This is a genomic window from Paenarthrobacter sp. 10L412 (assembly GCF_056395565.1).
In genome coordinates this window covers 47,259-71,488 of record NZ_JBFTJT010000021.1, presented here as the reverse complement: position 1 = coordinate 71,488, position 24,230 = coordinate 47,259, and the positions used below count along the sequence as shown (strand labels likewise).

Here is a 24,230-nt window from a genome sequence, read left to right as displayed (position 1 = left end):
TCCCATTCCGAACCCGGAAGCTAAGACCCACAGCGCCGATGGTACTGCACCCGGGAGGGTGTGGGAGAGTAGGACACCGCCGGACACACATTAGGTCGAGACCCCCCAACCCACACCAGGGACGGGGGGTCTCCCACATTAACGAGACAGCCAGCCACACCAGAACCAACCAAGCCCCGACCACCACGGCCGGGGCTTCCCCCATTTAACCCCGGTTTAGCCTTTCCAGAACCCCGCGAGTTGCTTCGCGAGGGCCCGGCCTTGTTCGTAACCGGCCCGGGCAGCCGCCGGACGCATGGAGACATCCATCGCATTGGCGCCGAACATGTGCTCGGCGCTGCTGTCCGGGAAGACCGTTTCTACCCTGCTGCCGCCGGCACGTAATTCGTCGACCTGTGTTGCCAGGTGCAGGCCCCACGCCAGCGGAGTCCGTGTTCTGCCCCCAAATGGTGACAGCACCAGGACGCGTGCGTATCCGGTTGCCAGGTCGGCATTTTCGGCGTTGGATCGGTATCCGCCGTCAATGTATCGACCGTCACCGATGCTGTAGGCAAACCCACTGGCGCAACTGGCGGCTACAGCATCCACCATCTCGACCCCGCTGTGACGGTCAAAGACGACGGGCTGACCGGTCCGTGCATCCACCGCTGTGATGAGTACTGTTCGTTGCGGCCACTGCAAACTTGGCAGCCGGGAGGCGACCGTTTCACGCCACTGTCTTTGCCTTGATTCGTCCGCGGTAGCAGGCAACTCGAGCGCTGCCGCGCCCATCTGGCGACGCATATCGGCAGGATCCGCAGAGGCCTCAATGATTTTTTGTGTTCTTTCCAAATGGTCCACCACTTGCCGCGCTGGACCGGATAGTGCTGGGTTGGACTGCGTTGCATTGGACTGCGTCGGACTGGGCTCGGTCTGAGTGGCTTGCCGCGGCCGCTGTCGTTCCGGCTGGGGTGGTGCGGCAAGGGTAGCTGCATATAGTTCTGAAGGACTCGCGCCAGCTATCTGTGCCGCCGCCGTGGAGCCAGCCGAGGTGCCGACCGTTAAGTCGGCGGTGGTCACATCCATGCCGGCATCGAACATTCCGGCGATGACGCCGATCAGCCAGGCATTGCCTGTTGATCCACCGCCACCAAGCACCAGCGCCCGTCCGGTTAGATGCCCAGGAATCGTGGCGGGATTTTCTTGCGGCTGATCCTGGGAGGACCGTGGCTGCGCGGAAGTGGTCGTCGGTGTGACGGGCAGGGTTGAAAAAGGTGTTGTGTTCATGGGAGTCGCCTTTCGCGAATTGCCTCTGTGGCGCTCCCGCTGGCGACTAGATCAGTCGCGAGATCGTGTACTGCGGGGGAGCACCCATTGCGGATACTGCGTTCATGGGTCTCACCTCCTGTTGATAGATCACGATCAACGGGACTCTAACACCGCGCCAACGGGCTGCGCAACCAAGTCATCCTCCAGCAACTCGGGATGGACATGGTTGCCGGGGGAAATGCGCATTTCCGCACCGGTACAGTTGGTGGTCATGGACAGTATTTTCAGTCATCCCGAGCCGGAGCCCGCGCCATCGTCACAGGACACCAATGAACTTGAACCCCTGGTGCTGACAGTGGTGGTGCCAACCAGCGTTTCACATGCCTTTTTGGGTTTTACGGACCATCCTCATTTGTGGTGGCCACTCGAAGAGGAGAGTGTGTTCGGCGCGGGATCGCACGTGGAGTTCGAGGAGAACCTGATCCTGGAGACGGCCGAGGACGGACGCACTTCGGTCTGGGGAACCATCGATGACTGGCAGCCGCCGTTGTCCTTCCATGCAAGCTGGTATCCGGCGAGCACGCCCCTCTGGTCCACAGAATTGAGGGTCTCGTTCCGGGCGGTGGAGGGTGGCACCGAGGTGCGGTTGGTTCACGACGGTTGGGAAGGTGCAGAGGATCCTGCTGCCAGCCGGGCATCGTATGCGGAAGGTTGGCCTCGCGTCCTGGAACGCTATGTACGGTTCATGGGCGGGACCGTTGCCTAGGGTCAGGCGACTTCGTGCTGAAGATTGGTGTCTCCTGAGGAAACTCCGGCTGGAAATGTTAACGGACACGCCCATGGCTTATGTCGAAAGCCTGGAGGCGGCGCGGCGGCAAACGGATGCGCAATGGCAGGAACGGACTGCCGCTATGGCCGGCGATTCCAGCGTGACATTGGTGGCTGACGGTGGCGTGGAGGGAAGCCCGTTCTGTGGGCTGATGAGGGTTGTCCTGAAGCATCCTCAAGACCCGCAGAGGCCACTTCAAGCGATGCTGATTAGTGTCTACGTTGCTCCCGAACATCGAGGTTTGGGGCTGGCGGATGAACTCCTCCAGCAGGCTTGCGAGGCTGCCCGGATGGACCTGGGTGCCAAGCTCCTGGAGTTGGGCGTCCACGAGGACAATACGAGGGCGTTGGCTTTCTACCGGCGGCACGGTTTCAACACCACAGGGGACAGCCGGCCATATCCCCAGGACACGTCCAAGCAGGAACTGGTCATGGAAAAGATCCTGAAGCAGTAGCCTCTGGCTTAAGAAGCAGCCCAGCCTAGGCGGCGTCGTTCCTGGGCACAGCCGTGCTCGAACGAACCACCAGCTTTGTAGGGTGTTCAGTATCGGCGGGTTCAAGGACCAGGCCATTGTTGATGGCGCCCAGCAGGGTGCGCACGGCCAGTGCTCCTTGTCCCTTCGCGTCCTGGTCGATGGTGGTGAGGCCCAAGACCTTCCCGAGGTCGTGCCCGTCGATGCCGATGACCGAGAGGTCCTCTGGAATCCGCAGGCCGAAGTCACGCGCCGCAAGAATGGTGCCGATGGCCATCTCGTCGGACGCAGCAAACACCGCTGTTGGTCGCTCTGGTGCGCCCCCCAGCAATTGTCGGGCAGCGGCGTAAGCGCCTTCGATGGTGAAGTCAGCGGAAACGATCCACTCGGGCCGAACCTGGCAGTCGGCGTCGTTCATTGCTTTCTCGAAACCACCGCGCCGTGTCCCGGGAAGCTGGAAGTCCTGTTCGTATGCTTCTTCGCCGGTCATGTGGGCGATCTTGGTGTGACCCAGGCCGATGAGGTGGTTGGTGGCTTGCTGTGCGATCGCGGAATCATCGATCCGGATGGTGGAGGCTCCCGGAAGGGGGCCGCCGATTCCAACGATCGGCCGGTGCACGGCGAGAAGCTGCTGCATCTCGTCTTCGCTGAGCTCCAAGGAGACCGCGATGACCGCGTCCACGCGCTTGCGCAGCAGAAAGTCGTTGAACACGCTGTGCCGGTGTTGTGGATCTTCCCCGATGTTGTAGAGGGTGAGGTCGTATCCCGCACTCAGGAGCGCAGCGGAGGCACCCTCGATCACCGCTGAATAGAACCAGCGGTGGACCGAGGGCACCACCAGGCCAACGTTGTGCGTACGGCCGGAGGCCAGGCTCGAGGCGTGATAGGAGAGCACGAAGCCAAGCTCAGCTGCAGCTGCACGCGCCCGTTCCCGACTGGCGGGGGAGACGTTGCCTTTGCCACTGAGCGCGCGTGAAACCGTGGCAACGGAGAGTCCCGATCGCTCGGCTACGTCCTTGATGCCGGTCATGCTGCTCCTCGGTGGGAAAGTTAGCTGGTTGTGAGCCAGATGCTCTCCCCCGAGCTTAGTAGATCGGTGCCCTGCAGATCGGAGCCCATGGGATGGGCGCCGCCTGCCGCCGAACTGCGAAGGATCACCTTGCCGTCGGGAAGCGGCAGGGGCTGGTTACCCACGTTGATGATCACCAGGGTGTCGCCGTTGAGGTAGGCAAGCGAGGAGTCGGTGCAGTAGTCCTCCACCCATGCCAGGGAACCCTGGCCCAACCGACGTTCGGCGCGTTGGGCAAGGATTTCCCGGTAAAGACTAAGGTGCGACGCCGGATCCTCCTGCTGCTTGTCCCTCGCCAATGCCGCCCAGGACTCTGGTTGCGGCAGCCAAGGATCCTGGCCGTCGCCGAAACCGGCATGCAACTCCGAGGAACGCCATGGCAACGGCACCCGGCAGCCGTCGCGGCCTATCCTTTCTCCGCCGGTCCGGGCAAAGGTGGGGTCCTGACGCATGCTCCCGGGAATGCTTGTGGAGTCAGGCAGCCCAAGCTCTTCCCCTTGGTACAGGTAGGCACCACCGGGGAGGCCAAGCATGAACATGGTGGCCGCGGCAGCCCGCCGTCGTCCGAGTTCTTCATTGGGCTGTACGTCGTCCGCGCCGATACCGTCGCCGTCGCGGGGACCGGGTCCCTCGTAACCGAATCGGGTGGCGTGACGGACGACGTCGTGGTTGGACAGCACCCACGTGCTCGGTGCGCCGACAGCGTCCAGGGAGACCAGGGAATCGGTGATGATGTGGCGAAGGCGGTTCACGTCCAGGCCGGCGTGCAGGTACGGGAAATTGAAGGCTTGGTGCATCTCGTCCGGCCGGACCCACTGTGCCAGCCGGGGAAGGGGATCCACATTTGCTTCGGCGCAGAGGATCCGGTCGGGGCCGTATTCCTCCAGGATGGAGCGCCAGCGCCGGTAGATATCGTGCAAGGCGGGCTGGCCGAACATAGGGGCCTCATGGCCGGGGAAGCCGTCTGAGCTGTTGCCATCCGGGCGTCCACCCCAGTTTGGCAGGCCTGCTGCCTTGACCAGTGCGTGGGCCACGTCAACCCGGAAACCGGAGATTCCGCGGTCCAGCCAGAAGCGGAGGACCCGCTCGAACTCGGCGTGCACGGCATCGTTGTCCCAGTTGAAATCCGGCTGAGAAGAATCAAAGAGGTGCAGGTACCACTGTCCGGGCTGGCCATTTGGTTCCACGATTCGGGTCCAGGCGGGGCCACCAAAATGGGACTGCCAGTTGTTGGGAGGTTCGTTTCCGTCAGGTCCTTGGCCGTCCCGGAAGATGAACATGTCCCGCTCGCGGCTGTTGGCCGGAGCCGCGAGTGCCGCTTGGAAGGCGGCGTGTTGGTCGGAGCAGTGGTTGGGAACAAGATCTGCAATGACCCGCAGGTGCAGGCGGTTGGCTTCGTAGATCAGGGCGTCGAAGTCCGCGAGGCTTCCAAACAGCGGATCGACATCGCAATAGTCGCTGACGTCATAACCTGCGTCCCGCTGCGGTGAGCGGTAGAACGGCGAGAGCCAAACGGCATCCACGCCCAGTTCGGCGAGTTGGGCGAGTTCGTGGGTGATACCCGCGAGGTCGCCGATTCCATCGCCGTTAAGGTCCCGGAAGGACCGCGGATAAATCTGGTAAATGACTGCGGAGCGCCACCATGCGTGAGCCGCGGAGGCCTCGTGGACGGGCGTCAATGTACTGAAAGCTGCAGAGGGCGCGGACGCCTCAACTGGGAGCAATGAATCAACAGACATGAACACATCGTAGAAGACCACGCATCCAATTGGAAACGCTTTCAGTCAAAATGACCCTTCGATGACAATGCTTCGGAGTATCGGGGTTTACCAATCGTCATTTCGGCATGTAGTGTTTGGAAGCGCTTGCAGTTGTGAGCCACATCACCGACGTTGCCTCTGGGCCCCAAGAGCCCCGCCGTCGAAGCAGAAAAACGAAAGGGACACCAATGAAGGTGCACAACACCCTCGCGACTCAGACCACCCGCCGCGTTTTCGCTACCGGCGCGATCTCCGTGGTCGCCGCCCTGGCCCTGAGCGCCTGTGGCGGCAGTGCCTCCACCGCTCCCAGCTCGGAAGCCGCAAAGCAGGACCTCAAGGCAGCCGGCGCCGGCACCATCACCATGTGGGTGGACGCCGAACGATCGCCGGCGTTGAAGGACATCACCGAAAAGTTCAAGTCGGACACCGGCATCGAAGTCAAGCTCGTAGTTAAGGACTTCGCTGCCGTCCGCGATGACTTCATCACCCAGGTCCCTACCGGCCAAGGCCCCGACCTGATCGTTGGACCGCACGACTGGATTGGAAAGTTTGTTCAAAACGGTGTGATCGCACCGGTGGAACTGGGCGACAAAGCCAGCCAGTTCCAGGATTCCTCGATCAAGGCCATGACCTACAACGGAGCCGTCTACGGCGTCCCGTATGCCATTGAAAACATTGCCCTCCTGCGCAACACCAGCATCGTGGACAGCAAGGCGAGCACCCTGGATGAGGTAGTGGCCAACGGTAAGAAGGCCGTTGCAGAGGGTAAAGCCACGTTCCCGTTCCTGGTGGGCATGGATCCCAAGCAGGGTGATCCGTACCACCTGTACCCGCTGCAGTCATCCATGGGTTCGCAGGTTTTCGGTAAGAACGCCGACGGTGGTTACGATCCCAAGCAGCTGCTCATCGGTGACGCTGCCGGCGTCGAATTCGCCAAGAAGCTGGCCGCCTGGGGCGACGCCGGCGAGAAAATCATCAACTCCAACATCACGGGCGACATCGCCAAGGAGAAGTTCCTTGCCGGAGAATCCCCGTACTTCCTGACGGGCCCATGGAACGTGCCGGACGTTCAGAAGAAGGGCATCAAGTTCGCAGTTGACGAGCTGCCCACGGCCGGTGGCGAAGCTGCCCAGCCCTTCATCGGCGTCAACGGCTTCTTCATCAGCGCCAAGAGCGCCAACGCCCTGGCCACCAATGAATTCGTCACCAACTACCTCACCTCCGAGTCCGCCCAGGACTCCATGTACGCGGCGGGCGGGCGCCCGCCGGCACTCAAGGCATCCTTTGAGAAGGCAGCCAGCGATCCCGTAGTGGAGGCCTTCGGGAAGATCGGCGCCACGGGCGTGCCCATGCCGGCCATCCCCGAAATGAGCGCCGTCTGGGCTGACTGGGGCGCCACGGAACTGGCCATCATCAAGGGCCAGGGCGATCCCGCTGAAGCGTGGACCAAGATGGCCGCGAGCATCAAGTCCAAGATCGGCGGCTGACGCCGCAACCGGTGATTCCACCGGTTTGCCCGGGGCCGGACGGTACTCACGCCGTCCGGCCCCGGGCCCGCCGTCAGGCCGGGGCCTCGTCAGGCCCGGGAGCCAAACCGTCCGGCCCGTGCCAGCCGCAACCTGCTTTACTCCAAGGATCCAAAATGCCAAAGCCAGATGTCCACGAACTGCCAGCCAGGACAACCAGTACGACGCCGGTGCAGCCACCTCGCGCTGCTGCCCACCGGAACGCAAATAACGGCCACCGGGGCCCCGACTCCATCAAGGGCACCATCCTCAAGATCGTCCTGTTGGGCCTGGTGGATGCCTTTGCCGTCTACGTGTTGATGATGCTGTTCCTGAGCCAATCGTGGGCCGCGCTGGCTGTGTCGTCACTGGTGGTCCTGGCCATTAACTGGATCTATTTGCGCAAGGGCGGGCTTCCGGCGAAGTATCTGGCTCCGGGTGTGCTGTTCCTGCTGGTGTTCCAGGTCCTGGTGGTGTTCTTCAGCGGTTACATCGCCTTCACCAATTACGGCGATGGGCACAACAGCACCAAGGAAGACGCCATCGCAGCCATCCAACTGACCGCCCAGAAGCGCGTCCCGGATTCGCCCGCATACAAGGCAGCAGTGCTGACGAAGGGCGATACGTTCTACCTGTTGTTTACTGACCCCTCCGGCAAAGCTCAGATAGGCAGCACCGAGGAGCCACTCACTGAGGTCTCCGGGGCGGGAAAGGATTCCACCGGCAAGGCCAACTCCTTGCCTGGCTACGAAACACTGAAGTTCCAGGAGATCGTGGCCAACCAGCAGGAAATCCTGAAGATCACCGTTCCCGTCTCAGAGAACCCCGCTGATGGAACCCTGCGCACCGCGGATGGCAGCACCGCGTACCAGTTCAAGCCAGCGCTGAGCTACGACGCCGCCACCGATACCTTCACTGACAGCGAGACCGGAACGGCCTACCGCGACAATGGCAAGGGCGCCTTCGGGGACGCCAACGGAGAGACGTTGGCCACCGGCTGGAAGATCGACATTGGCATGGAGAACTTCGCCCGGGCCTTCACCGATCCGAGCCTCCGCGGTCCGCTGCTGGGCGTGATCCTTTGGACGTTCACCTTCTCCGTAGCGTCCGTTGCCTTGACGTTCGCCATGGGGCTTTTCCTGGCCATCACCTTCAACCGCGAAGATCTCCGCGGCAAAAAGGTCTACCGGATCCTGATGATTTTGCCCTACGCTTTCCCGGCATTCCTGTCCGGATTGGTGTGGTCCGGCATCCTCAACCCCGAGTTCGGCTGGCTCAACCAGACCCTGCTGGGCGGGGCGAACATTGGCTGGCTCACGGACCCTGTCCTGGCCAAGATCAGCGTGCTGGTGGTCAATGTGTGGCTCGGATTCCCGTACATGTTCCTCGTTTGCACGGGGGCACTCCAATCCTTGCCAACAGAAATTGATGAGGCTGCCCGCATGGACGGAGCGTCCCCATGGCGAGTGTTCCGCTCCATCAAACTGCCGCTGCTGCTGGTCTCCGTGGCGCCCCTGCTGATCTCCTCCTTTGCGTTCAACTTCAATAACTTCAATGTCATCTACATGTTGACCGGTGGCGGGCCGCGCTTTGCAGACACCGATCGCGATATCGGAGCCACGGACATCCTGATCACGCTGGTCTACAAGGTGGCGTTCGGCCAAGGCACAGGGCGCGACTACGGACTGGCCAGCGCGCTCGCCATCATCATCTTCATCATCGTGGCCACGATTTCGGCCATCAGCTTCAAGCAGACCAAAGCACTCGAGGACGTGAACTAATGAGTGAGGCACAGGTACGCACCCTCCCCACCATCGAACAGGCGCACGACGGCGGTCCCGCACCGTTGGTGCCAAAGCGGCGTCCCTTCGGGGTTTGGTTCAAAGACAAAGGCTGGCGGCACGCCGTCGGCATAGTCACCACCATCTTCGCCGTGTTCCCGCTGCTCTATGTTTTGTCGGCAGCACTGGACTCCAACGGCACCTTGGTAGGCTCCAACGGGCTGTTCTCCAGGTTCGATACCGGCAATTTCACTGCGCTCTTCAATGATCCGAGCCGTCCCTTCGGCCGCTGGTTCCTCAATACCCTGGTAGTGGGCCTGGTGACCTCCGCCGCCACAGTCTTCCTGGGGGCGATGGCCGCGTACGCGTTCTCCCGCATGCGCTTCAAGGGCCGGCGGGTGGGACTGTTGACCCTGCTCCTGCTGCAGATGTTCCCGCAACTGCTGGCCGTCGTCGCGATCTTCCTCCTCCTCAGCGGAATCTCGCAGGTGATCCCGGCCCTGGGCCTTGGCAGCCAGCTGGGGCTCATCATGGTGTACCTCGGCGGGGCGCTGGGCGTGAACACGTACCTCATGTACGGCTTCTTCAACACGGTCCCGCAGTCCCTGGACGAAGCTGCAAAGATCGATGGCGCCAGCCACGTCCAGATCTTCTTCGGCATCATCCTGCGCCTGGTCACTCCCATCCTGGCGGTTGTAGGGCTGCTGGCGTTCATCGGTATCTCCAGTGAATTCGTGATCGCGAGCGTTGTCCTGACTGATCCTGATAGCCAGACACTCGCCGTCGGGCTCTATTCCTACGTGGCTCAGCAGCGTTCGGAGAATTGGGGCGTCTTCGCCGCGGGCGCCGTCATCGCTGCTGTTCCGGTCATGGCGCTGTTCCTCTTCCTGCAGAAGTACATCGTCAGCGGCCTTACGGCCGGCTCAGTGAAAGGATGACCATGACACTTGCCGTTCCACATCACGACGGATCCGCTCTTTATGTTTCGGGTCCTGCTCCCGGACGGATTTCCCTGGGCGATGTTGTTCGGCTCCGTCTGCGGGTTCCGCAGGGGTGGGGCCCGGCGTCCCGCGTTTGGGTCCGTTCCGTGCAGGACGGCGAGCCGCGGTACGACTCCGCGATCCGGCTCGGCAGCATCGATGGCTGGGAGTGGTGGGAAGCGGCGATGCTCGTGGCCAATCCTGTGGCCAAATACCGCTTCCTGCTGGAAATCGAGGCAAACAGCCGTGTGGGAACCACGTCCGGTACTCCCACCAGCAGCGCAAGTGGGCGGCACTACTGGAACCTCAATGCCCAAGGGCTTTTCAACAGGGACGTTGCTGATTCAGCGGACTTCCGCCTCACCACCTTTGCCCCGGCACCGCAGTGGCTGCATGAGGCCACCATGTACCAGGTGTTTCCGGACCGCTTCGCCCGCTCCGCCCACGCCGATGCGCACCCCCTCCCGGACTGGGCTGTGGGCAGCTCGTGGGACGAGCCAGTGGTGGCTACCGGGCAGGAAACGCCCATCCAGTTCTATGGTGGTGACCTGCCTGGAATCACGGGGAAGCTGGACCATCTCCAGGAACTGGGCATCGATGTTCTCTACCTGACGCCGTTCTTCCCGGCCCGTTCCAACCACCGCTACGATGCCTCCACGTTCGACTCCGTGGACCCCCTCCTTGGCGGGAACCAAGCGCTGGTGGAGCTGGTGGAGGCGGCGCATTCCCGGGGCATTCGTGTCATGGGCGACCTCACCGCCAATCACACTGGCGACGGACACGACTGGTTCGTGAAGGCGCTCGCCGATCCCGGCTCAGAAGAAGCGGGCTACTACTACTTCAGCGAGGACCATTCGACGTATCAGTCGTGGTGGGGTGTGCCGTCGCTGCCGAAGCTTAATTGGTCTTCGGACGCCCTCCGGCGGCGTTTCGTGACGGACGACGATTCAGTGGTTGCCCGCTGGCTCAAGCCGCCCTTCAACCTGGACGGCTGGAGGATAGACGTCGGCAATATGACCGGACGCCTTGGCTCCGTGGACCTGAATCACAAGGTTGCGCGGCTCATCGCCGGGCGGGTCCGTGAGATCAACCCGGATGCAGCTTTGTTGGCCGAGTCCACGTCCGATGCCGCGCCGGACTTCACGGGTGAGCACTGGCACGGTGCCATGACCTACTCCAACCTCACCCGACCCTTGTGGTCCTGGCTTGCGGGGGATGCACCGCACGTAAACTTTTTCGGCTCGCCCCAGGCTGGGCCCAACAAGATCGAGGCCGAAGACTTCCTGGCCACGCATCAGGACCTCGCTGCCGGATTTAGCTGGGGTGTGCGAAATAACACGATGAATGCGCTCAACACGCATGACACCGCACGTGCAGCGACGGTAATGATCGACGGCGGCCAAGAGGTTGGCGCTGTGCTCACCTTCACCCTTCCGGGCGTTCCTGTCTTGTTCGCGGGAGACGAGTTCGGCCTTGAAGGGTTCAATGGCGAGGACTCCAGGACGCCCATGCCGTGGGGCTGGCAGGAGGGAAAATCCCGCCGCCACCCTGTCAAGGATCTGCATTCCTTCTACTCAGCGCTGGGGCGGCTCAGAAGTGAGCTGCCCGCCCTAACCGAAGGCGGGGTCCGCTGGATCCACGCCGAAGGGGACGCCCTGGTATTCGTGCGTGAGATCGCTGATTCCGCAGTCCTGGTCATGGCAGCCCGCGACTCTGCCCGGGTCTCAGTGGATTACGCAGTCCTTTCCACGCTGCAACTCGAATCGCTCTCCGCGGCGCCACTGCACAGCTTTGGGAACATCTCGACGAGCCGGGGGATTGACGGCGAAGTACTGCTGTGGGCAGACGGAATTTCAGCTGGTATCTGGTCCCTGCCCGGAACCTGCGTTCCCACGGTGGTGGGCGGCGCTGACTAGACTGGGAGCACTGAAAACTCTGCGAAGACTGCCGATTTGGCGTGTCCGCGGAGCTCATGTGTGAAGGGACCACCTTGTCGGACGAAACGGCTATGGCCGGAACAACAGAGGAAAGCATCAAAGGCCGCACAGCCGGCCGCCAGGAAGCTGACCAGCAAATGGACGCGAGCCACAGTGAAACGCAGAACGCGTTTTTGCAGAGCCTGACCGACGGACTGCGACCCGGACAGATCGCAGAAGATGAAGCCACCCGCACTGTCTATTCCGTAGATCAAGGGCCATTGCTGGAACGGCACTTGCCGCTCGCCGTCGTCTGGGCCGAATCCGTGGAAGACGTCCAAAACATCGTTCGCAGTTGTGCTGCCTACCAGGTGCCAATCGTCGCGCGTGGTGCCGGAACGGGTGTCTCGGGAGGCGCGCACGCCACCCAAGGCTGCATCGTGCTCAGCCTGGAACGAATGAACCGCATCCTGGACCTCAACCCCGATGACGAGACCGCCGTCGTCGAACCTGGCGTCATCAACGCCGAACTGAATGCCGCAGCCGCCGAACACGGGCTCATGTATGCGCCCGATCCAGCCAGCTACAAGATGTCCACCATCGGTGGCAACGTAGCCACAAACGCCGGGGGACTGCGCTGTGCAAAGTACGGTGTGACACGGGATTCCGTGCTTGCGCTGGACGTTGTGCTGGCCGACGGTTCACTGCTCCACACTGGGCACCAAACCTTCAAAGGCGTTGCCGGATACGACCTCACTGCGCTGCTGGTGGGCTCCGAAGGAACACTCGGAATCGTCGTGGGGGTGACGGTCCGCCTGAAGTACCTTCCACGCGAAGTCCACACCATCGCCGCGTTCTACCAGGACTTCCGCAGTGCCGCCGCAGGGGTCCTGGCAGTAGGCAAAGCCCGGGTCCAGCCAGCCATCATGGAGCTCCTGGACAACGGAACACTCATACAGCTCGATGAGATGAACGGCTCAGACCTGCAAGCCCGCGGCAAATCCCTGCTGTTGATCCAAACAGACGGATTTGGAGCAGCCGCCGAGGCCGACGTCGTCCGTCAGGTACTCGCCGAAGGCGGCGCCACCGTCACCACAGAAGCCAGCGAAGAAGCCGAAATGCTCGTCGAACTACGCCGCAACAGCCGCGGCGTGGAAATGGACGACGAATTCAGGGTAGGAGAGGACATCGCTGTTCCACGCTCCCGGCTGGTGGACTTCGTGGCCGAACTCGAAGCCATGGCTGACCGCTTCCAAGTCCGCCTCAAAGTGGTGGCCCACGCCGGAGACGGAAACCTCCACCCCACCTTCTGGATGGACCGGGTAGACCCCGCCACGGACGCCGACGCCCTGGTACGCCTCAACGCTGCCCTGGATGAATCGATCCGGGTCGGCCTCGAAATGGGCGGCACGATTACCGGCGAGCACGGCGTGGGGCAGTACAAGCTCCGATGGCTGGGACTCGAGCAACCTGAGCCCGTGCGGGAATTGCAGCGGCGGATCAAGGAGTTGTTCGATCCTGCGGGGATTCTGAATCCGGGGAAGGCTATCTAGGGGTCGCTGGTTGCGTGTCCGCTGGGGCGGGCCGCAGTGCCGAAACGCTCTGCGCGCTCGGTCGTACCTCCCTTAGACGCGCGCTGCCGCGTTTCGGCACTGCGGCCCTTTGCGCGTCCTCCTCGGGCGCACCCTCTGTTCGTCTCCGGAGCGCGCCCACTGGATGGTATTCCAGATAGCCCCTGCGGTCACGTTCCGTTTCCTTTTTCTGCGTGTTTACTTTGCCGCTCCATCCTCGTACTCTTATTTGGTATACCAAAGTTGTTATGAGGAGAATTGCGTGCGCGGGAAGCGTTTGGGGCTGGGTGGGCTGCGTTCGGGGTTGGCCGCGGGGGTGGTGCTGGTTGCTTTGGTGTTGGTTTCCGTCAATCTTCGGCCTGCCATCACCACCGTTGCCGGTGTTATGAACCAGGTCCCGGGGACGTTTCACCTGGATCCGGTTCTGCTACCCGTTTTGGGTACGTTGCCCGTGCTGGCCTTCGGGGTTTCCGGGCCGATCGGGCCTTGGCTTGCCCGGCGCTCTGGAACGGGGCCCGCCGTGGCGCTTGCACTGTTGGTACTCGCTGCCGCGTTGATCGTCAGGGTCCTTGTACCCGCGTTCCTGCTGCCCGGCACGTTCCTTGCCGGCATGGCAATCATGACGGCCAGTGTACTGGTTCCCCAGATCGTCAAAGCGAACCACGGCTCCGGTTGGTGGACCGGACTTTGCACCATGGGCTTTGGGCTCGGAGCAGCGCTCGGCGCAGGTTTGGTCCAGCCTCTTGCCCAGGCCTTCGGTGGAAGCCTCGCCTGGGCGCTGGCGGTGTGGGCAGTCCCGGCGCTGTTGGGAGCGTGCCTCATCCATCGCTCCGGAGGACGGTCGACGGCGGCAGAGGCTTCCGCGCGTGAAGCCGGGGCAGCCGCAGACGCGGTTTCGTCGCTGACGCAGGACCCGCCGTTGTCCTCTGTTATGCCGGTGCCCGTCAACCCGGCGGAAGTCACGCCGCTGCGCAAGCAGCGCACAGCCTGGGCTGTGACGGCGTTCTTTGGATTGCAGGCCATGCTCTACTTCGCGATCACGTCATGGCTGGCTGTTTACCTCGTCTCCAAGGGGCTCCCATCGGCGCACGCCGCTGCGTTGCTGGCCTGGTTCAGCCTTGCCGGGCTCCCCGCAAGCCTGCTGGCTCCTGTGCTGGCCGGTCGTCCTGCCATCCTGCGGATCATGGCACCCGGCCTCGGAATAGCAGTGGCGCTCGCACTTTTGGGCGTCCTCGCAGCGCCAGCGGGTCTGCAGTTCGTCATGGTGGGCATCCTGGGAGTCGTCCAGAGTGCAGGGTTTGGCCTCGCCATGGCGTTGGTGGTGATCCGTTCGTTCGGTCCGCAGACAGCGGGAAAGCTCTCGGCCATGAGCCAAGGACTGGGATTCGCCCTTGCCTCGCTCGGTCCACTGGTGGCCGGACTACTCCATACCTGGACCGGAGGCTGGGAAGTGACGTTTTGGGCGCTCGCGGCCGAAGCGCTGATTCTGGCTGCTGCAGGCTTCCTGGCGATCCGTGGCCCCGTGGTCAATGTCGAGCCGATGAGCCGTAATTCATCCCCCAACGGACTATTCACCCTCGCACGCGGGGGTGAATAGTGCGTTAGACGGTGTTCAGCCACTGTCGGCGGGCTATGCTCCGGCGTATCCTCTGCGATATGACCAACTCAACGTCTGGCGACAACACCCCGAACACTCCCGCCACTGAAGTCCTGGAGACCAACGAATGCTGGGAACTCCTCCGTGGAGTTTCCGTGGGCCGGCTTGCCGTGTGGGTGGACAATCACCCGGACATCTTCCCGGTCAATTACAAAGTGGACCACGGGACCGTGGTGTTCCGCACGGGGGAGGGCACCAAGCTTCATGCAGCCCTTGGTGACGCTCCTGTTGCGATCGAGGCTGACGGTGTCGATGCGGAAACCGGAGTGGCCTGGAGCGTGGTGGTCAAAGGGCAAGCATCCGCCGTGAAGCTGACGCAGGACGTGCTGGATACCATCGGCCTCCTCCTGTTTCCTTGGGAAGCGGGGCAAAAGGACCAGTTCATCCGCATTGTTCCATCGGACGTGTCCGGGCGTCGCTTCAAGGTAACGCCTCCTGTGACCTGGTGGACGCCGCTGGACGACGCGCCCACTGCCAGGGGCGAGTAAACCCTTAACGCCGAAACCCGCTCTTGTCCGCCACTCAGACCGTTGTACGGCCAGGAGAGCGAACGAGAGCGGGTTTCGTAGCAGCTAGAGCAGTTCCAGCTGGTCTGCCACCACCTTGCCGGCGTGGATAACGGTACGGTCCTTGCCCCGGTCCATCACCGTGGAAGCTACAGTCTCGCCGTCCACCAGCAGCAGTTCGGCCGGATCTCCGACGTCGACGCCGGGACGGTGGGCGGTGTCCTTCAGCCGCGTAGCGCTGGGGTCAAGGATGCTCGCCCCACCGATGGTGGCGATCGCCAGGCAGTGCTCGATCAACTCGTCCTTGCGGAAGCCATGGGTGAATGCGAGCTGCCAGGTGCGGTCCAGCATGTCCGTGTTGCCGTAGGGGGACCAGTAGTCGCGCTGGCCGTCCTCGCCCAATCCCAAACGCACCCCGGCCTCGGTGAGGAGCGGGATGGGCAGTTGGCCTGCTGCAGCCGGGGCGACGGAAGCCATGGACACGTCAAGTTCCGCGAAGGCATCAATGAGCCTGCGCGTAGTGGCCTCGTTCACGCTGCCCAGTTGGTAGGCATGGGACATAGTGACCTTGCCCTGCATACCGAGCGCCCGCGTGCGCTCCAGGACGAGGTCGGTGCTGAAGACGCCCAGCTCACCGGGCTCGTGCAGGTGGATGTCGATTGGCACCTGGTACTTCTCCGCCAGGCCGAACACGGTGTCCAGGTGCTTCGCCGGATCCCGGTCCAAGCTGCAGGGATCAATCCCGCCCATGACGTTAGCCCCGGCCTTCAGGGCCTCCTCCATGAGCTCCACCGTCCCCTCTTCAAGGAGCAGGCCTGCCTGCGGGAACGCGATGATATCCACGGAAGCCTGACCGGCGAACTTCTCCTTGGCAGCGGCAACTGCTTCGAAACGCTCCAGCCGGCAGTCCACATCCACCTGAGCATACGAACGAACCCGCGTTGTACCGCGGGCGATCATCCGGCCGAGGGTGTCGTTGACGCGGTCCTGAAGCGGGACCTCCGCGTTACGCCAGTTTTGACGGTCGTTCATCATCATGGTCCACACCCCGGGACCACCTGTGTGCTCCCGGAACGGCAGGCCGATCCGGGTGGAATCCAAATGCACGTGGACATCGGAGAACGACGGCAGCAGTAAGCGTCCGCGGCCTTCCACAACGGTCACACCATCGGGAACGACGCGGGCAGGATCATGGGGTTCGACGGCGGTGATCTTGCCGCCTGCTTCGCCCGAAACAAGCGTGACGTCGCTGAGCGCTTGCCCCCAGGGGCGGACGGCGCGGATCAGGGTATTCAATGGTTGCTCCTTTGCTAGTGAAACTATTGCCTGCATCTATTGCACGCCTGCCAGGACCGTTGCTGCCATACCGGTGTGGTGGCAGGCGGGCGCAGCGGGCTGGGCGGGCGTGGGAATCTGGTCGATGCAGCGTTGGCGCTGTTCCTCGGGAAGAGTGCCGATCAGCGGGCATCGGGTCCGGAAGACGCAACCGCTGGGCGGATTGGCCGGTGATGGGAGGTCTCCCCGGAGCCGGATCTTCACTTGCTCGCGGGCTGCGCGGGGATCCGGCAGGGGCACTGCGGAGAGCAAGGCCTTGGTGTACGGGTGCAAAGGGTTCCGGAAGAGCTCATCCCGGGGTCCTTGTTCCACGATCTTGCCCAGGTACATCACGGCAACTTCATGGGAAATGTGCCGGACCACGGAGAGGTCGTGGGCAATGAAGATGTACGACACTCCGCTGTCGCGCTGGATCTGCTGCAGCAGGTTCACCACTTGGGCTTGAACGGAGACGTCCAAGGCAGATACAGGCTCGTCGCAAACAATCACCGATGGGTTAAGGGATATGGCCCGGGCAATTCCGACGCGTTGCCGCTGCCCACCGGAGAACTCATGCGGGAACCGGTTGTAGTGCTCAGGTTTGAGCCCCACTTGGTCAAGGAGTTCCTTGACCCGGTTCTTCAGGCCGCCCTGCGGATTGATCTTCTGCGCCACCATGGGAGCTGCAATGGCTGTACCCACTGTCTGCCTCGGGTTCAGGGAAGCGAACGGGTCCTGGAAGATCATCTGGACCTTGCGCCGGAAGTTGTAAAGGTCCCGCCCGCGAAGCTGGCTGATGTCGACGCCATCCACCACGATCCGGCCGCCGGTCGGGTCCATGAGCCGTGCCAGCATGCGCCCGGTGGTCGACTTGCCGCAACCGGACTCACCCACGAGTCCCAAAGTCTGGCCTCGAGCGAGACTGAAGGAGACGCCGTCGACCGCTTTGACCGACCGCTTGGGAGCCCCTGGCAGGAGGCCGCCCTTCAGCGGAAAGTGCTTCTGGAGGTTCTCCACCTGGAGAATTGGTTGATGTTCCATGGCGGGTCCTAACGCGAATTCCGGATGGTGATGATCTGCGGCCCGCTCAGATGGCAGCGCTTGCCATGTCCGTCGTCCATCGTCAGCTCAGGCCGCTGCTTGGCGCAGAGGCCGTCGCCCACCAGTTCGGCGTACTGGCACCGCGCGCTGAAGATGCACCCCTTGGGCAGGTCAAGGAGCGACGGCGGCTGGCCGGGTATGGGGTTCAGCTGGCTCGCGGAGCCGTTCAGGGTGGGCATCGAATTGAGCAGGCCCAAGGTGTAGGGGTGCTGGGTGTCGTAGAAGATCTCATCCACGGGACCCGATTCGACGCACTGGCCGCCGTACATCACCAGGACGTCGTCGCAGACTTCGGCCACGACGCCGAGGTCGTGCGTGATGAGGATGAGCGCAGAGTTGGTTTCCTCCTGGAGCTCTGACATGAGATCCAGGATCTGGGCCTGCACGGTCACGTCCAACGCGGTGGTGGGTTCGTCAGCGATCAGCAGCTCCGGTTCACAGATCAGGGCCATGGCGATCATGGCCCTTTGGCGCATGCCGCCGGAGAAATGGTGCGGGTACTCATCGAAACGCTGCTCGGGACTGGGGATACCCACCCTTCCCAGCATGTCGACGGCGGCCGCCCGGGCCTGCTTTTTGCTCGCCTTGTTGTGGACCAGATAAGCCTCCGCGATCTGGTGCCCAACAGTGTAGAACGGGTGCAGCGCCGAGAGTGGATCCTGGAAGATCATGCCGATGTTGCGGCCGCGCAGTTGGCGCATTGCAGATTCCGGGAGGGTGACCAGATCCTTGCCCTGAAACATTGCCTGGCCGGTGACGTGGGCGGAGGTGCCCTTAAGGAGCCCCATGAGGGCTTGGCTGGTGACGGACTTTCCTGAGCCGGATTCGCCGACGATGCCAAGGGTCTGGCCTCGCTCCAGGGTGAAGTCCATCCCGTTGACGGCAGAGACCAGGCCGTCGTCCGTGGGGAACTTCACGGAGAGGTTGCGGACGTCCAGGAAGGCCTTTACCCCCGGTTCCGGAGCCCGTCGGGAGAGCGGTTGGGTGAGTGGTGTGTGGGTCATTGGAGCCTCACTCGGGGATCGATGGCGGCATAGGCGAGGTCCACCACAACATTGGCGACGATGACGAAGAACGCGGCCAGCATGGTGATGGCCATGGTGACGGGCAGGTCACCCGAGATAGCGGCGTGCACGGCGGTGAAGCCCAGGCCGGGGACGGAGAAGATCTGCTCGGTGAGGACGGCACCGCCCAGGAGCAAGCCGATGTCCATGCCAAGCATGGTGACAACAGGTGTGATCCCGGCGCGGATGCCGTGCTTGAACGTTACGGTCCGTGGTGCCAGGCCCTTGGCGCGGGCAGTGCGGATGAAGTCCTCGCCGAATGTCTCGATCATGTTGGTCCGGGTGACACGGATGTAGGAGGCGCTGAACAGGACGGCCAACGCAATCCATGGCAGCAGGTAGTTCGCCACCCACGCGCCCGGCCCCTGTGGACCAAAGGGACTGTTGATCTCATTGGTGGTGAAGGGCAGAAGGTGCAGCTGATTGACGAACAGAAGCAGCAGGAACAGGCCCGTAACCGGAATGGGCAGCGATACGCCCACCGAGGTCGCGCCGACGATGAACTTGTCCACCGGCGAGCCCTTGCGCAGCGCGGCGAGAAGGCCCAGACCGACGCCGGTGATGGTCCACAGGATGAGCGCCCCAATGGCCATGGAGAACGTGTAGGGGAGCGAGCGGGCAATGATGTCCGCAACGCTCTCATTGGTCTGGAAAGACTTGCCCAAGCATGGCCACTCGCAGAGCGTCTGGGCTCCTGGTGCACCAATCATCCGGGGCGAGAAAAGGCCACGCATGTAGTCGATGTACTGGACAAAGAAGGGCTGGTCCATGCCCAGGGCAACGCGGGCCTCGGCCACGCGTTCGGGAGTGCATTCCTGTCCGCAGGCGGCAGCCGCGGGGTCCGAGGGGCCAAGCTGGAAGAGCGTGAAAGTGATGAAACTGACTGCAGCCAGCAGCAGGACCAACGATCCGGTCCTGCGAAGAATGAAAGTCATCATGGTGGTGGTTGCGGGCCGCCTGCTGTAGCAGGCGGCCCGCTTCTCCTTCTGGACTATGCCCGATTAGTTGACGAAGCCCGATTAGTTTTCGAAGCCCGGTTAGTGCTCGACGCCGACGATCGAGAGGTCGATGCCGCCGAAGAAGTAGCCCACCTGGGCGTTGCGGACGTTGGATCCCACCACGCTGTTGGTGTGGCTGCGGATGAGCGGGACGATGGGATACGTCTTCAGGGCAGTGCCGAACGCCTCGGACCATTTCTTGCCAAGCTCTTCAGAAGTGCCGTCCGTGTTGCGCAGATCAAACATCGTCTTGGAAACTACGGGATCGAAGTAGCGGGAGGTGTTGGAGAAGCCGTAGCTGGTGCCTTCGTTGTTCGGTCCCAGCAAGGGGTCCGCTGAAGTACGGACGGAGGCCGGATCAGCGCCGCCGCACCAACCCGAGCGGCCCATGTCCGGAAGCTGTTCGCTGGCCAGGACCGAGTAGTAGTTCGGCGCCGGGATGGCCACGAGCTCAACATCGATGCCCAGGGCCTTGAGGTTTTGCTGGACTACGGTACCGGTGTTCTTGAAGGCGTCGCGGTTGTTGGCGTAGCCGTACGTGAGGGTCTTGGGGTAGTCCTTGCCTTCAAGGAGCTTCTTGGCTTCCTCGATCTTGGGCTTGCCCGCAGGATCCAGCTCCAGCTCCGTCTCCACGTAACCACGCATCTTGGAGTTGAGCGGGCTCTGCGTGATCTCGCCAAAGCGTCGTCCGCCGTACTGCACCAGGATGGATTGGCGGTCCAAGGCCAGGGCGATTGCCTTGCGGACGTCCGGGTCCTTGATCTTTTCCGTGTTCAGGCTGAGGACATCGTTGCACCCGAGGAGGCCGGACGCGACGCGATCCTTGACCTTGGCATCGGCCAGTTTGGCGGAATCCGAGGTTTGGAGAGCGCCGTTGGAATCGAGCGTGATGGCATTAGGATCCGAGTCAGCCAACAACTGCTGGCTGATGGTTGCCTGCGAGGTGGAGAGGGAGAAGCTGAACGTGTCCGGGAGCGCAGTGCGGTTGGAGTCCGTGGCCGGATCCCAGTGCGGGTTGCGGACCAGCTTTAGCGACTTGCCCCGGTTGTACGACTCCACCATGTAAGGTCCCGAAGACACAGGATGGTTGGTGTAGTCCAGCTTGGTGTCCTTGGCCTTGGGTACCGGCGCCGTGTTGGAGCGGGACGCCAGCGCAGGGAACTCAGCGAACGGCTTCTTCAGATGGAAGACGATGGTCCGGTCATCCGGTGTTTCAACCGCCTGAAGCGACGCGGAAGGATCCTTGTACGGCCCCTTGTACCCGCCGGCGTCGAGCGCTGAATTCAACTCTTGCGGTGCCTGGGTGAAGACATCCTGCGCGAAGGTGCGTTCCACGCCGTACTTGATATCGGCGGAGGTGATGGGTGTGCCGTCCTCGAACTTCACGCCTTCCTTGAGCGTGAACGTCCAGCTGAGGCCATCGTCGGAAACTTTGCCGGTGTCCGTGGCGAGGTCAGGGACCACTGTTGGGGGTTGCCCTGCGGTTTCCTTGGCCATGGTCAGGGTCCGGTAGTACAGCTGGCCCACATTCGCGGTCTGGACGTAGTTGCTGTTGCCGGGATCCAGGGTCTGGAAGTCCGAGGACATCAGGACGTTGAGGTTGCCGCCCTTGGTGTTGAAACCGGCCTTGACCACGGTGGGTGCCAGCTCCGTGACCGATTCTGCGGACTTGGTGTTGCCGGGCTGGTTCTGGCCAGCGGCGCAGCCTGTGGCGGCCATGGCAATCAGCACGGAAAGCGCCAGTGCTCTCGTGGGGGTTTTCATGATGCTCCTCTTGAAGGGGTTGGGTGGAGGGAGATGGTGGAAGTTAGTGGCGGGAAGCCTTGGGGTCCAGCGCGTCCCGGACGGCGTCGCCCAGGAGGTTGAACGCCAGGACGGTGACGATGAGCATGACGCCCGGAACAGCCAGGAACCACGGATCGCTGAGGTACCAGTTGCCGGATTGCGCAGCGTTCAGCATTTGGCCCCACGACGGTGTGGGGTCCTTGACGCCGACGCCGAGGAAGGAAAGGGCGGCTTCTGCCGAGATGTTGGTGGGGATCAGCATGGTGGCGTACACCAGGACCACTCCCATGACGTTGGGGATGATCTGGCGGAACAAGACACTGAGGTGGGAGGCCCCGAAGGAACGGGCCGCTTCCACGAATTCACGTTCGCGGAGGCTTAGGACCTGGCCGCGGACAATCCTGGCCAGGTAAGCCCAGCCGAAGAATCCAAGGATGATCACCAGTGAGGCCATGGGCAGGAAGCTGCCTTCACCCAGCGGTGTATCGCGGAGCCGGGATTGCAGGATGGGCGTCAGGGAGAGCACTAAAAGCAGGTGGGGGAATGCGAGGAACAGGTCCATGATGCGGCTGATGACGGCGTCGGTCTTGCCACCGAAGTAGCCAGCGGCCGCACCCAATACTGTTCCCAGAACTACGGAAACGGCAGTGGACAGCAGGGCGATGGTGAGGGATACCTGGCCACCGTAGGCAAGCCGGGCGAAAAGGTCCCGCCCCAAGCCGGGCTCCACGCCCAACCAGTGCTCGGCTGACGGATACATGTAGCCGGGGAGCGGCAGGCCAGGCGTCTGGAAGTCGTCCAGTACCTCGGGGCTGGTGTTGGACGTGAAGGGGTCATTGCCGGACATTGCACTGAGTACGGGGGCAAGGATGGCGAACAGCATGATGGCCACCACGACGCACAGGCTCAGGAGTGCGATCTTGCTCCGCCGGATCCTCATCCACGCCGTGGCGAGCAGGGAGCGCGCCTCGGCGGGTGCTGCTTTGCCCTCAGGCGAGGCTGCCGGAGTGGGCGGCGGACTGCCGGTATTCGGTTCGATGGACTGTAGCTGGGTCAACGGTTGTGCTCGTTTCATGATCCAGGGAGCTGACTCCGCGATTCTTGTATACCAAACTAGATTAGATCAGGATCGATGCGATGTAAATCACAAATAATGTACTGTTTGGAATACCAGATAGCTATTTTGTTCGAGCAAAGGAGTGCACGTGCCCACAAAGGCAACTGCCCGCTACGTCCTGGGGCACAACAAAGGGCAGCACGTGCTGCTGGAGGATGCCTGCGTGGTCTACAGCGGCGACACCATTGAGTACGTCGGCCATGACTACACCGGGCCGGTGACGGAAGAGATTCACCTCGGTGACGCACTCCTGATGCCAGGGCTGATCGACCTCGACGCCCTCACGGACATTGACCACCTCATCCTGGACAGCTGGGCCGGGCCGGTGCAGGCTAAAGGGCACCAGTGGTCCGATGACTACTTCCGCAACCGCCGCATGGACGTCTTTACCGCCGAGGAACGCCAGCAGATCCGCGAGTACGCCCTTATCCAGCTGATCCTGCACGGCATCACTACATACATGCCCATTGCATCGGAGGTCCATTCCGAATGGGCGGAGTCCTTTGAGGAACTCGTGGGTATGGCGGAGACCAGCCGGCGGCTGGGCTTGCGCGGCTACCTCGGGCCTGCATACCGCTCGGGCGTGAATGTGGTGTTGGAGAACGGCGAACGCTCAGTAATGTTCGACGTCGATCGTGGCCGTGAGGGGCTGGCGGACGCGTTGCGCTTCATTGACCACGCAACGCAACTGAACGATCCACTGATTAAGAGTGTCCTGCTCCCGTGCCGCATCGAGACCCTGGACATAGAACTGCTCAAAGCAACGGCGGCGGCTTCGGAAGAGCACGACGTCCAGGTTCGCCTGCACTCCCTGCAGGGCCTGGTGGAACGGGAACTCATTCTGGACTGGCATGGTGTCACGCCCCTGGAGCTCCTGGACCAAGTGGGCATGCTCAACGAACGCCTGCTGATCCCGCATGCCACCTACACGGACCGCAACCCCGCCGTGTTCGGAGAGGATCGGGGCGACCTGGCCCGGCTGGCAGCCAGTGCTGCCAGCATCATCCACTGCCCGCTGACATCCATGCGCTACGGCAGCACCTTGGATTCCTTCAATGCCTACAAAGCAGCGGGCATCAACATATCCCTGGGCACCGACTCTTTCCCGCCGGACCTGATCCGGGGGATCGATGCAGGCGTGCAGCTGGGCAAGATCCTGGCAGGCAGCAACGACGCCGGCGACCTCGCCGGATACTTCGACGCCGCCACACTCGGAGGTGCCCGGGCACTGCGACGAACCGATCTTGGCCGGTTGGAGCCCGGGGCCCAGGCAGACATAGTGGCCTTCTCCCTGGGAGACATCCGCGATGGCGTTCACGAGGACCCACTAAGGACACTCACGCTCAACGGAACAGCCCGGCAAGCAGTACTTTCAGTGGTGGCCGGCCGGACCGTCATGGCCGACGGTCTCATAGAGGGAGTGGATCTGGACTACTGGCGCGGAAAGGCCCAGGAACTCTTCGCCAGGATGCGTGAGGCCTACACACTCAGGGATGCCCTGAACCGCCCCTCCGACGAGCTGTTTCCACCCGTGTATGCTCGGGTTGAACGCTGACC

At 62.6% G+C, this 24,230-nt stretch carries 19 protein-coding genes and 1 rRNA gene; 11 read left to right on the top strand and 9 right to left on the bottom strand.

Annotated features, from left to right (window positions below):
* Positions 1 to 85: ribosomal RNA gene (gene rrf, locus AC1DD7_RS22775) — 5S ribosomal RNA — on the top strand; the annotation flags it as partial.
* 131 nt (positions 86 to 216) lie between these two features.
* Here rrf and AC1DD7_RS22770 read toward each other — a convergent pair.
* Complete coding sequence (locus tag AC1DD7_RS22770; RefSeq protein ID WP_477516679.1) at positions 217 to 1,266, bottom strand: patatin-like phospholipase family protein; 1,050 nt, start codon at positions 1,264 to 1,266, stop codon at positions 217 to 219.
* Positions 1,267 to 1,486: 220 nt separating this feature from the next.
* On the opposite strand from AC1DD7_RS22770, the gene AC1DD7_RS22765 reads away from it, so the two are divergent.
* Together AC1DD7_RS22765 and AC1DD7_RS22760 are read left to right on the top strand one after the other, a co-directional pair.
* The gene (locus AC1DD7_RS22765; protein WP_477516678.1) at positions 1,487 to 2,014 is read left to right on the top strand and encodes an SRPBCC domain-containing protein; all 528 of its coding nucleotides are present in this window, start codon (positions 1,487 to 1,489) and stop codon (positions 2,012 to 2,014) included.
* Positions 1,950 to 2,531: a GNAT family N-acetyltransferase gene (locus tag AC1DD7_RS22760; protein WP_477516677.1), complete on the top strand. Its 582-nt coding sequence runs from the start codon at positions 1,950 to 1,952 to the stop codon at positions 2,529 to 2,531. The genes AC1DD7_RS22765 and AC1DD7_RS22760 overlap by 65 nt, the downstream gene beginning before the upstream one ends.
* A 25-nt stretch (positions 2,532 to 2,556) precedes the next feature.
* Here AC1DD7_RS22760 and AC1DD7_RS22755 read toward each other — a convergent pair whose 3' ends face one another.
* Together AC1DD7_RS22755 and AC1DD7_RS22750 are read right to left on the bottom strand one after the other, a co-directional pair.
* Positions 2,557 to 3,579 carry a LacI family DNA-binding transcriptional regulator gene (locus AC1DD7_RS22755; protein WP_477516676.1) on the bottom strand — a complete coding sequence of 341 codons (1,023 nt, stop codon included), beginning with the start codon at positions 3,577 to 3,579 and terminating at the stop codon, positions 2,557 to 2,559.
* A 20-nt stretch (positions 3,580 to 3,599) separates the two neighbouring features.
* A complete protein-coding gene (locus tag AC1DD7_RS22750) occupies positions 3,600 to 5,357 on the bottom strand; it encodes a glycoside hydrolase family 13 protein (RefSeq protein WP_477516675.1) in 1,758 nt (585 codons plus the stop codon).
* Positions 5,358 to 5,566: 209 nt separating this feature from the next.
* On the opposite strand from AC1DD7_RS22750, the gene AC1DD7_RS22745 reads away from it, so the two are divergent.
* From AC1DD7_RS22745 to AC1DD7_RS22715, 7 genes are all read left to right on the top strand, one after another.
* Positions 5,567 to 6,865 (top strand): sugar ABC transporter substrate-binding protein, encoded by a 1,299-nt coding sequence (locus tag AC1DD7_RS22745; protein WP_431118447.1) that lies wholly within the window; start codon positions 5,567 to 5,569, stop codon positions 6,863 to 6,865.
* Positions 6,866 to 7,020: 155 nt separating this feature from the next.
* Positions 7,021 to 8,664 (top strand): ABC transporter permease subunit, encoded by a 1,644-nt coding sequence (locus AC1DD7_RS22740; RefSeq protein ID WP_477516674.1) that lies wholly within the window; start codon positions 7,021 to 7,023, stop codon positions 8,662 to 8,664.
* A complete protein-coding gene (locus AC1DD7_RS22735) occupies positions 8,664 to 9,602 on the top strand; it encodes a sugar ABC transporter permease (RefSeq protein WP_477516673.1) in 939 nt (312 codons plus the stop codon). The genes AC1DD7_RS22740 and AC1DD7_RS22735 overlap by 1 nt, the downstream gene beginning before the upstream one ends.
* A gap of 2 nt (positions 9,603 to 9,604) precedes the next feature.
* A complete protein-coding gene (locus tag AC1DD7_RS22730; protein WP_477516672.1) occupies positions 9,605 to 11,560 on the top strand; it encodes a glycoside hydrolase family 13 protein in 1,956 nt (651 codons plus the stop codon).
* Between the two features lie 92 nt (positions 11,561 to 11,652).
* Positions 11,653 to 13,113 (top strand): FAD-binding oxidoreductase, encoded by a 1,461-nt coding sequence (locus AC1DD7_RS22725; RefSeq protein ID WP_477516671.1) that lies wholly within the window; start codon positions 11,653 to 11,655, stop codon positions 13,111 to 13,113.
* Positions 13,114 to 13,393: 280 nt separating this feature from the next.
* Positions 13,394 to 14,728 carry an MFS transporter gene (locus AC1DD7_RS22720; protein WP_477516670.1) on the top strand — a complete coding sequence of 445 codons (1,335 nt, stop codon included), beginning with the start codon at positions 13,394 to 13,396 and terminating at the stop codon, positions 14,726 to 14,728.
* A 59-nt stretch (positions 14,729 to 14,787) separates the two neighbouring features.
* Positions 14,788 to 15,276 (top strand): pyridoxamine 5'-phosphate oxidase family protein, encoded by a 489-nt coding sequence (locus AC1DD7_RS22715; protein ID WP_477516669.1) that lies wholly within the window; start codon positions 14,788 to 14,790, stop codon positions 15,274 to 15,276.
* Positions 15,277 to 15,360: 84 nt separating this feature from the next.
* On the opposite strand, the gene AC1DD7_RS22710 is transcribed toward AC1DD7_RS22715, so the two are convergent.
* The 6 genes from AC1DD7_RS22710 to AC1DD7_RS22685 form a co-directional block, all read right to left on the bottom strand.
* A complete protein-coding gene (locus tag AC1DD7_RS22710) occupies positions 15,361 to 16,590 on the bottom strand; it encodes an amidohydrolase family protein (RefSeq protein ID WP_477516668.1) in 1,230 nt (409 codons plus the stop codon).
* 36 nt (positions 16,591 to 16,626) lie between these two features.
* Positions 16,627 to 17,649, bottom strand: a complete 1,023-nt coding sequence (locus tag AC1DD7_RS22705; protein ID WP_477516667.1) for an ABC transporter ATP-binding protein — start codon at positions 17,647 to 17,649, stop codon at positions 16,627 to 16,629.
* A gap of 8 nt (positions 17,650 to 17,657) precedes the next feature.
* A complete protein-coding gene (locus tag AC1DD7_RS22700) occupies positions 17,658 to 18,713 on the bottom strand; it encodes an ABC transporter ATP-binding protein (RefSeq protein WP_477516666.1) in 1,056 nt (351 codons plus the stop codon).
* Entirely contained in the window at positions 18,710 to 19,711 is a 1,002-nt protein-coding gene (locus AC1DD7_RS22695) for an ABC transporter permease (protein ID WP_477516665.1), read from the bottom strand. Before AC1DD7_RS22695 ends, AC1DD7_RS22700 begins: the two co-directional genes overlap by 4 nt.
* A gap of 99 nt (positions 19,712 to 19,810) precedes the next feature.
* On the bottom strand, positions 19,811 to 21,535 hold the full coding sequence (locus AC1DD7_RS22690; protein ID WP_477516664.1) for an ABC transporter substrate-binding protein: 1,725 nt from the start codon (positions 21,533 to 21,535) through the stop codon (positions 19,811 to 19,813).
* Between the two features lie 43 nt (positions 21,536 to 21,578).
* Positions 21,579 to 22,631 carry an ABC transporter permease gene (locus AC1DD7_RS22685; RefSeq protein WP_477516663.1) on the bottom strand — a complete coding sequence of 351 codons (1,053 nt, stop codon included), beginning with the start codon at positions 22,629 to 22,631 and terminating at the stop codon, positions 21,579 to 21,581.
* Between the two features lie 130 nt (positions 22,632 to 22,761).
* Here AC1DD7_RS22685 and AC1DD7_RS22680 point away from each other — a divergent pair, with 130 nt between their 5' ends.
* Positions 22,762 to 24,228, top strand: a complete 1,467-nt coding sequence (locus AC1DD7_RS22680; RefSeq protein WP_477516662.1) for a chlorohydrolase family protein — start codon at positions 22,762 to 22,764, stop codon at positions 24,226 to 24,228.
* The last annotated feature ends 2 nt before the right edge of the window (positions 24,229 to 24,230 follow it).

Excerpts from the sequence above, each read along its gene's own strand:
- AC1DD7_RS22770 (WP_477516679.1), bottom strand. The coding sequence starts at position 1,266 with ATGAACACAACACCTTTTTCAACCCTGCCCGTCACACCGACGACCACT.
- AC1DD7_RS22765 (WP_477516678.1), top strand. The coding sequence starts at position 1,487 with ATGCGCATTTCCGCACCGGTACAGTTGGTGGTCATGGACAGTATTTTC.
- AC1DD7_RS22760 (WP_477516677.1), top strand. The coding sequence starts at position 1,950 with ATGCGGAAGGTTGGCCTCGCGTCCTGGAACGCTATGTACGGTTCATGG.
- AC1DD7_RS22755 (WP_477516676.1), bottom strand. The coding sequence starts at position 3,579 with ATGACCGGCATCAAGGACGTAGCCGAGCGATCGGGACTCTCCGTTGCC.
- AC1DD7_RS22750 (WP_477516675.1), bottom strand. The coding sequence starts at position 5,357 with ATGTCTGTTGATTCATTGCTCCCAGTTGAGGCGTCCGCGCCCTCTGCA.
- AC1DD7_RS22745 (WP_431118447.1), top strand. The coding sequence starts at position 5,567 with ATGAAGGTGCACAACACCCTCGCGACTCAGACCACCCGCCGCGTTTTC.
- AC1DD7_RS22740 (WP_477516674.1), top strand. The coding sequence starts at position 7,021 with ATGCCAAAGCCAGATGTCCACGAACTGCCAGCCAGGACAACCAGTACG.
- AC1DD7_RS22735 (WP_477516673.1), top strand. The coding sequence starts at position 8,664 with ATGAGTGAGGCACAGGTACGCACCCTCCCCACCATCGAACAGGCGCAC.
- AC1DD7_RS22730 (WP_477516672.1), top strand. The coding sequence starts at position 9,605 with ATGACACTTGCCGTTCCACATCACGACGGATCCGCTCTTTATGTTTCG.
- AC1DD7_RS22725 (WP_477516671.1), top strand. The coding sequence starts at position 11,653 with ATGGCCGGAACAACAGAGGAAAGCATCAAAGGCCGCACAGCCGGCCGC.
- AC1DD7_RS22715 (WP_477516669.1), top strand. The coding sequence starts at position 14,788 with ATGACCAACTCAACGTCTGGCGACAACACCCCGAACACTCCCGCCACT.
- AC1DD7_RS22705 (WP_477516667.1), bottom strand. The coding sequence starts at position 17,649 with ATGGAACATCAACCAATTCTCCAGGTGGAGAACCTCCAGAAGCACTTT.
- AC1DD7_RS22700 (WP_477516666.1), bottom strand. The coding sequence starts at position 18,713 with ATGACCCACACACCACTCACCCAACCGCTCTCCCGACGGGCTCCGGAA.
- AC1DD7_RS22695 (WP_477516665.1), bottom strand. The coding sequence starts at position 19,711 with ATGATGACTTTCATTCTTCGCAGGACCGGATCGTTGGTCCTGCTGCTG.
- AC1DD7_RS22690 (WP_477516664.1), bottom strand. The coding sequence starts at position 21,535 with ATGAAAACCCCCACGAGAGCACTGGCGCTTTCCGTGCTGATTGCCATG.
- AC1DD7_RS22685 (WP_477516663.1), bottom strand. The coding sequence starts at position 22,631 with ATGAAACGAGCACAACCGTTGACCCAGCTACAGTCCATCGAACCGAAT.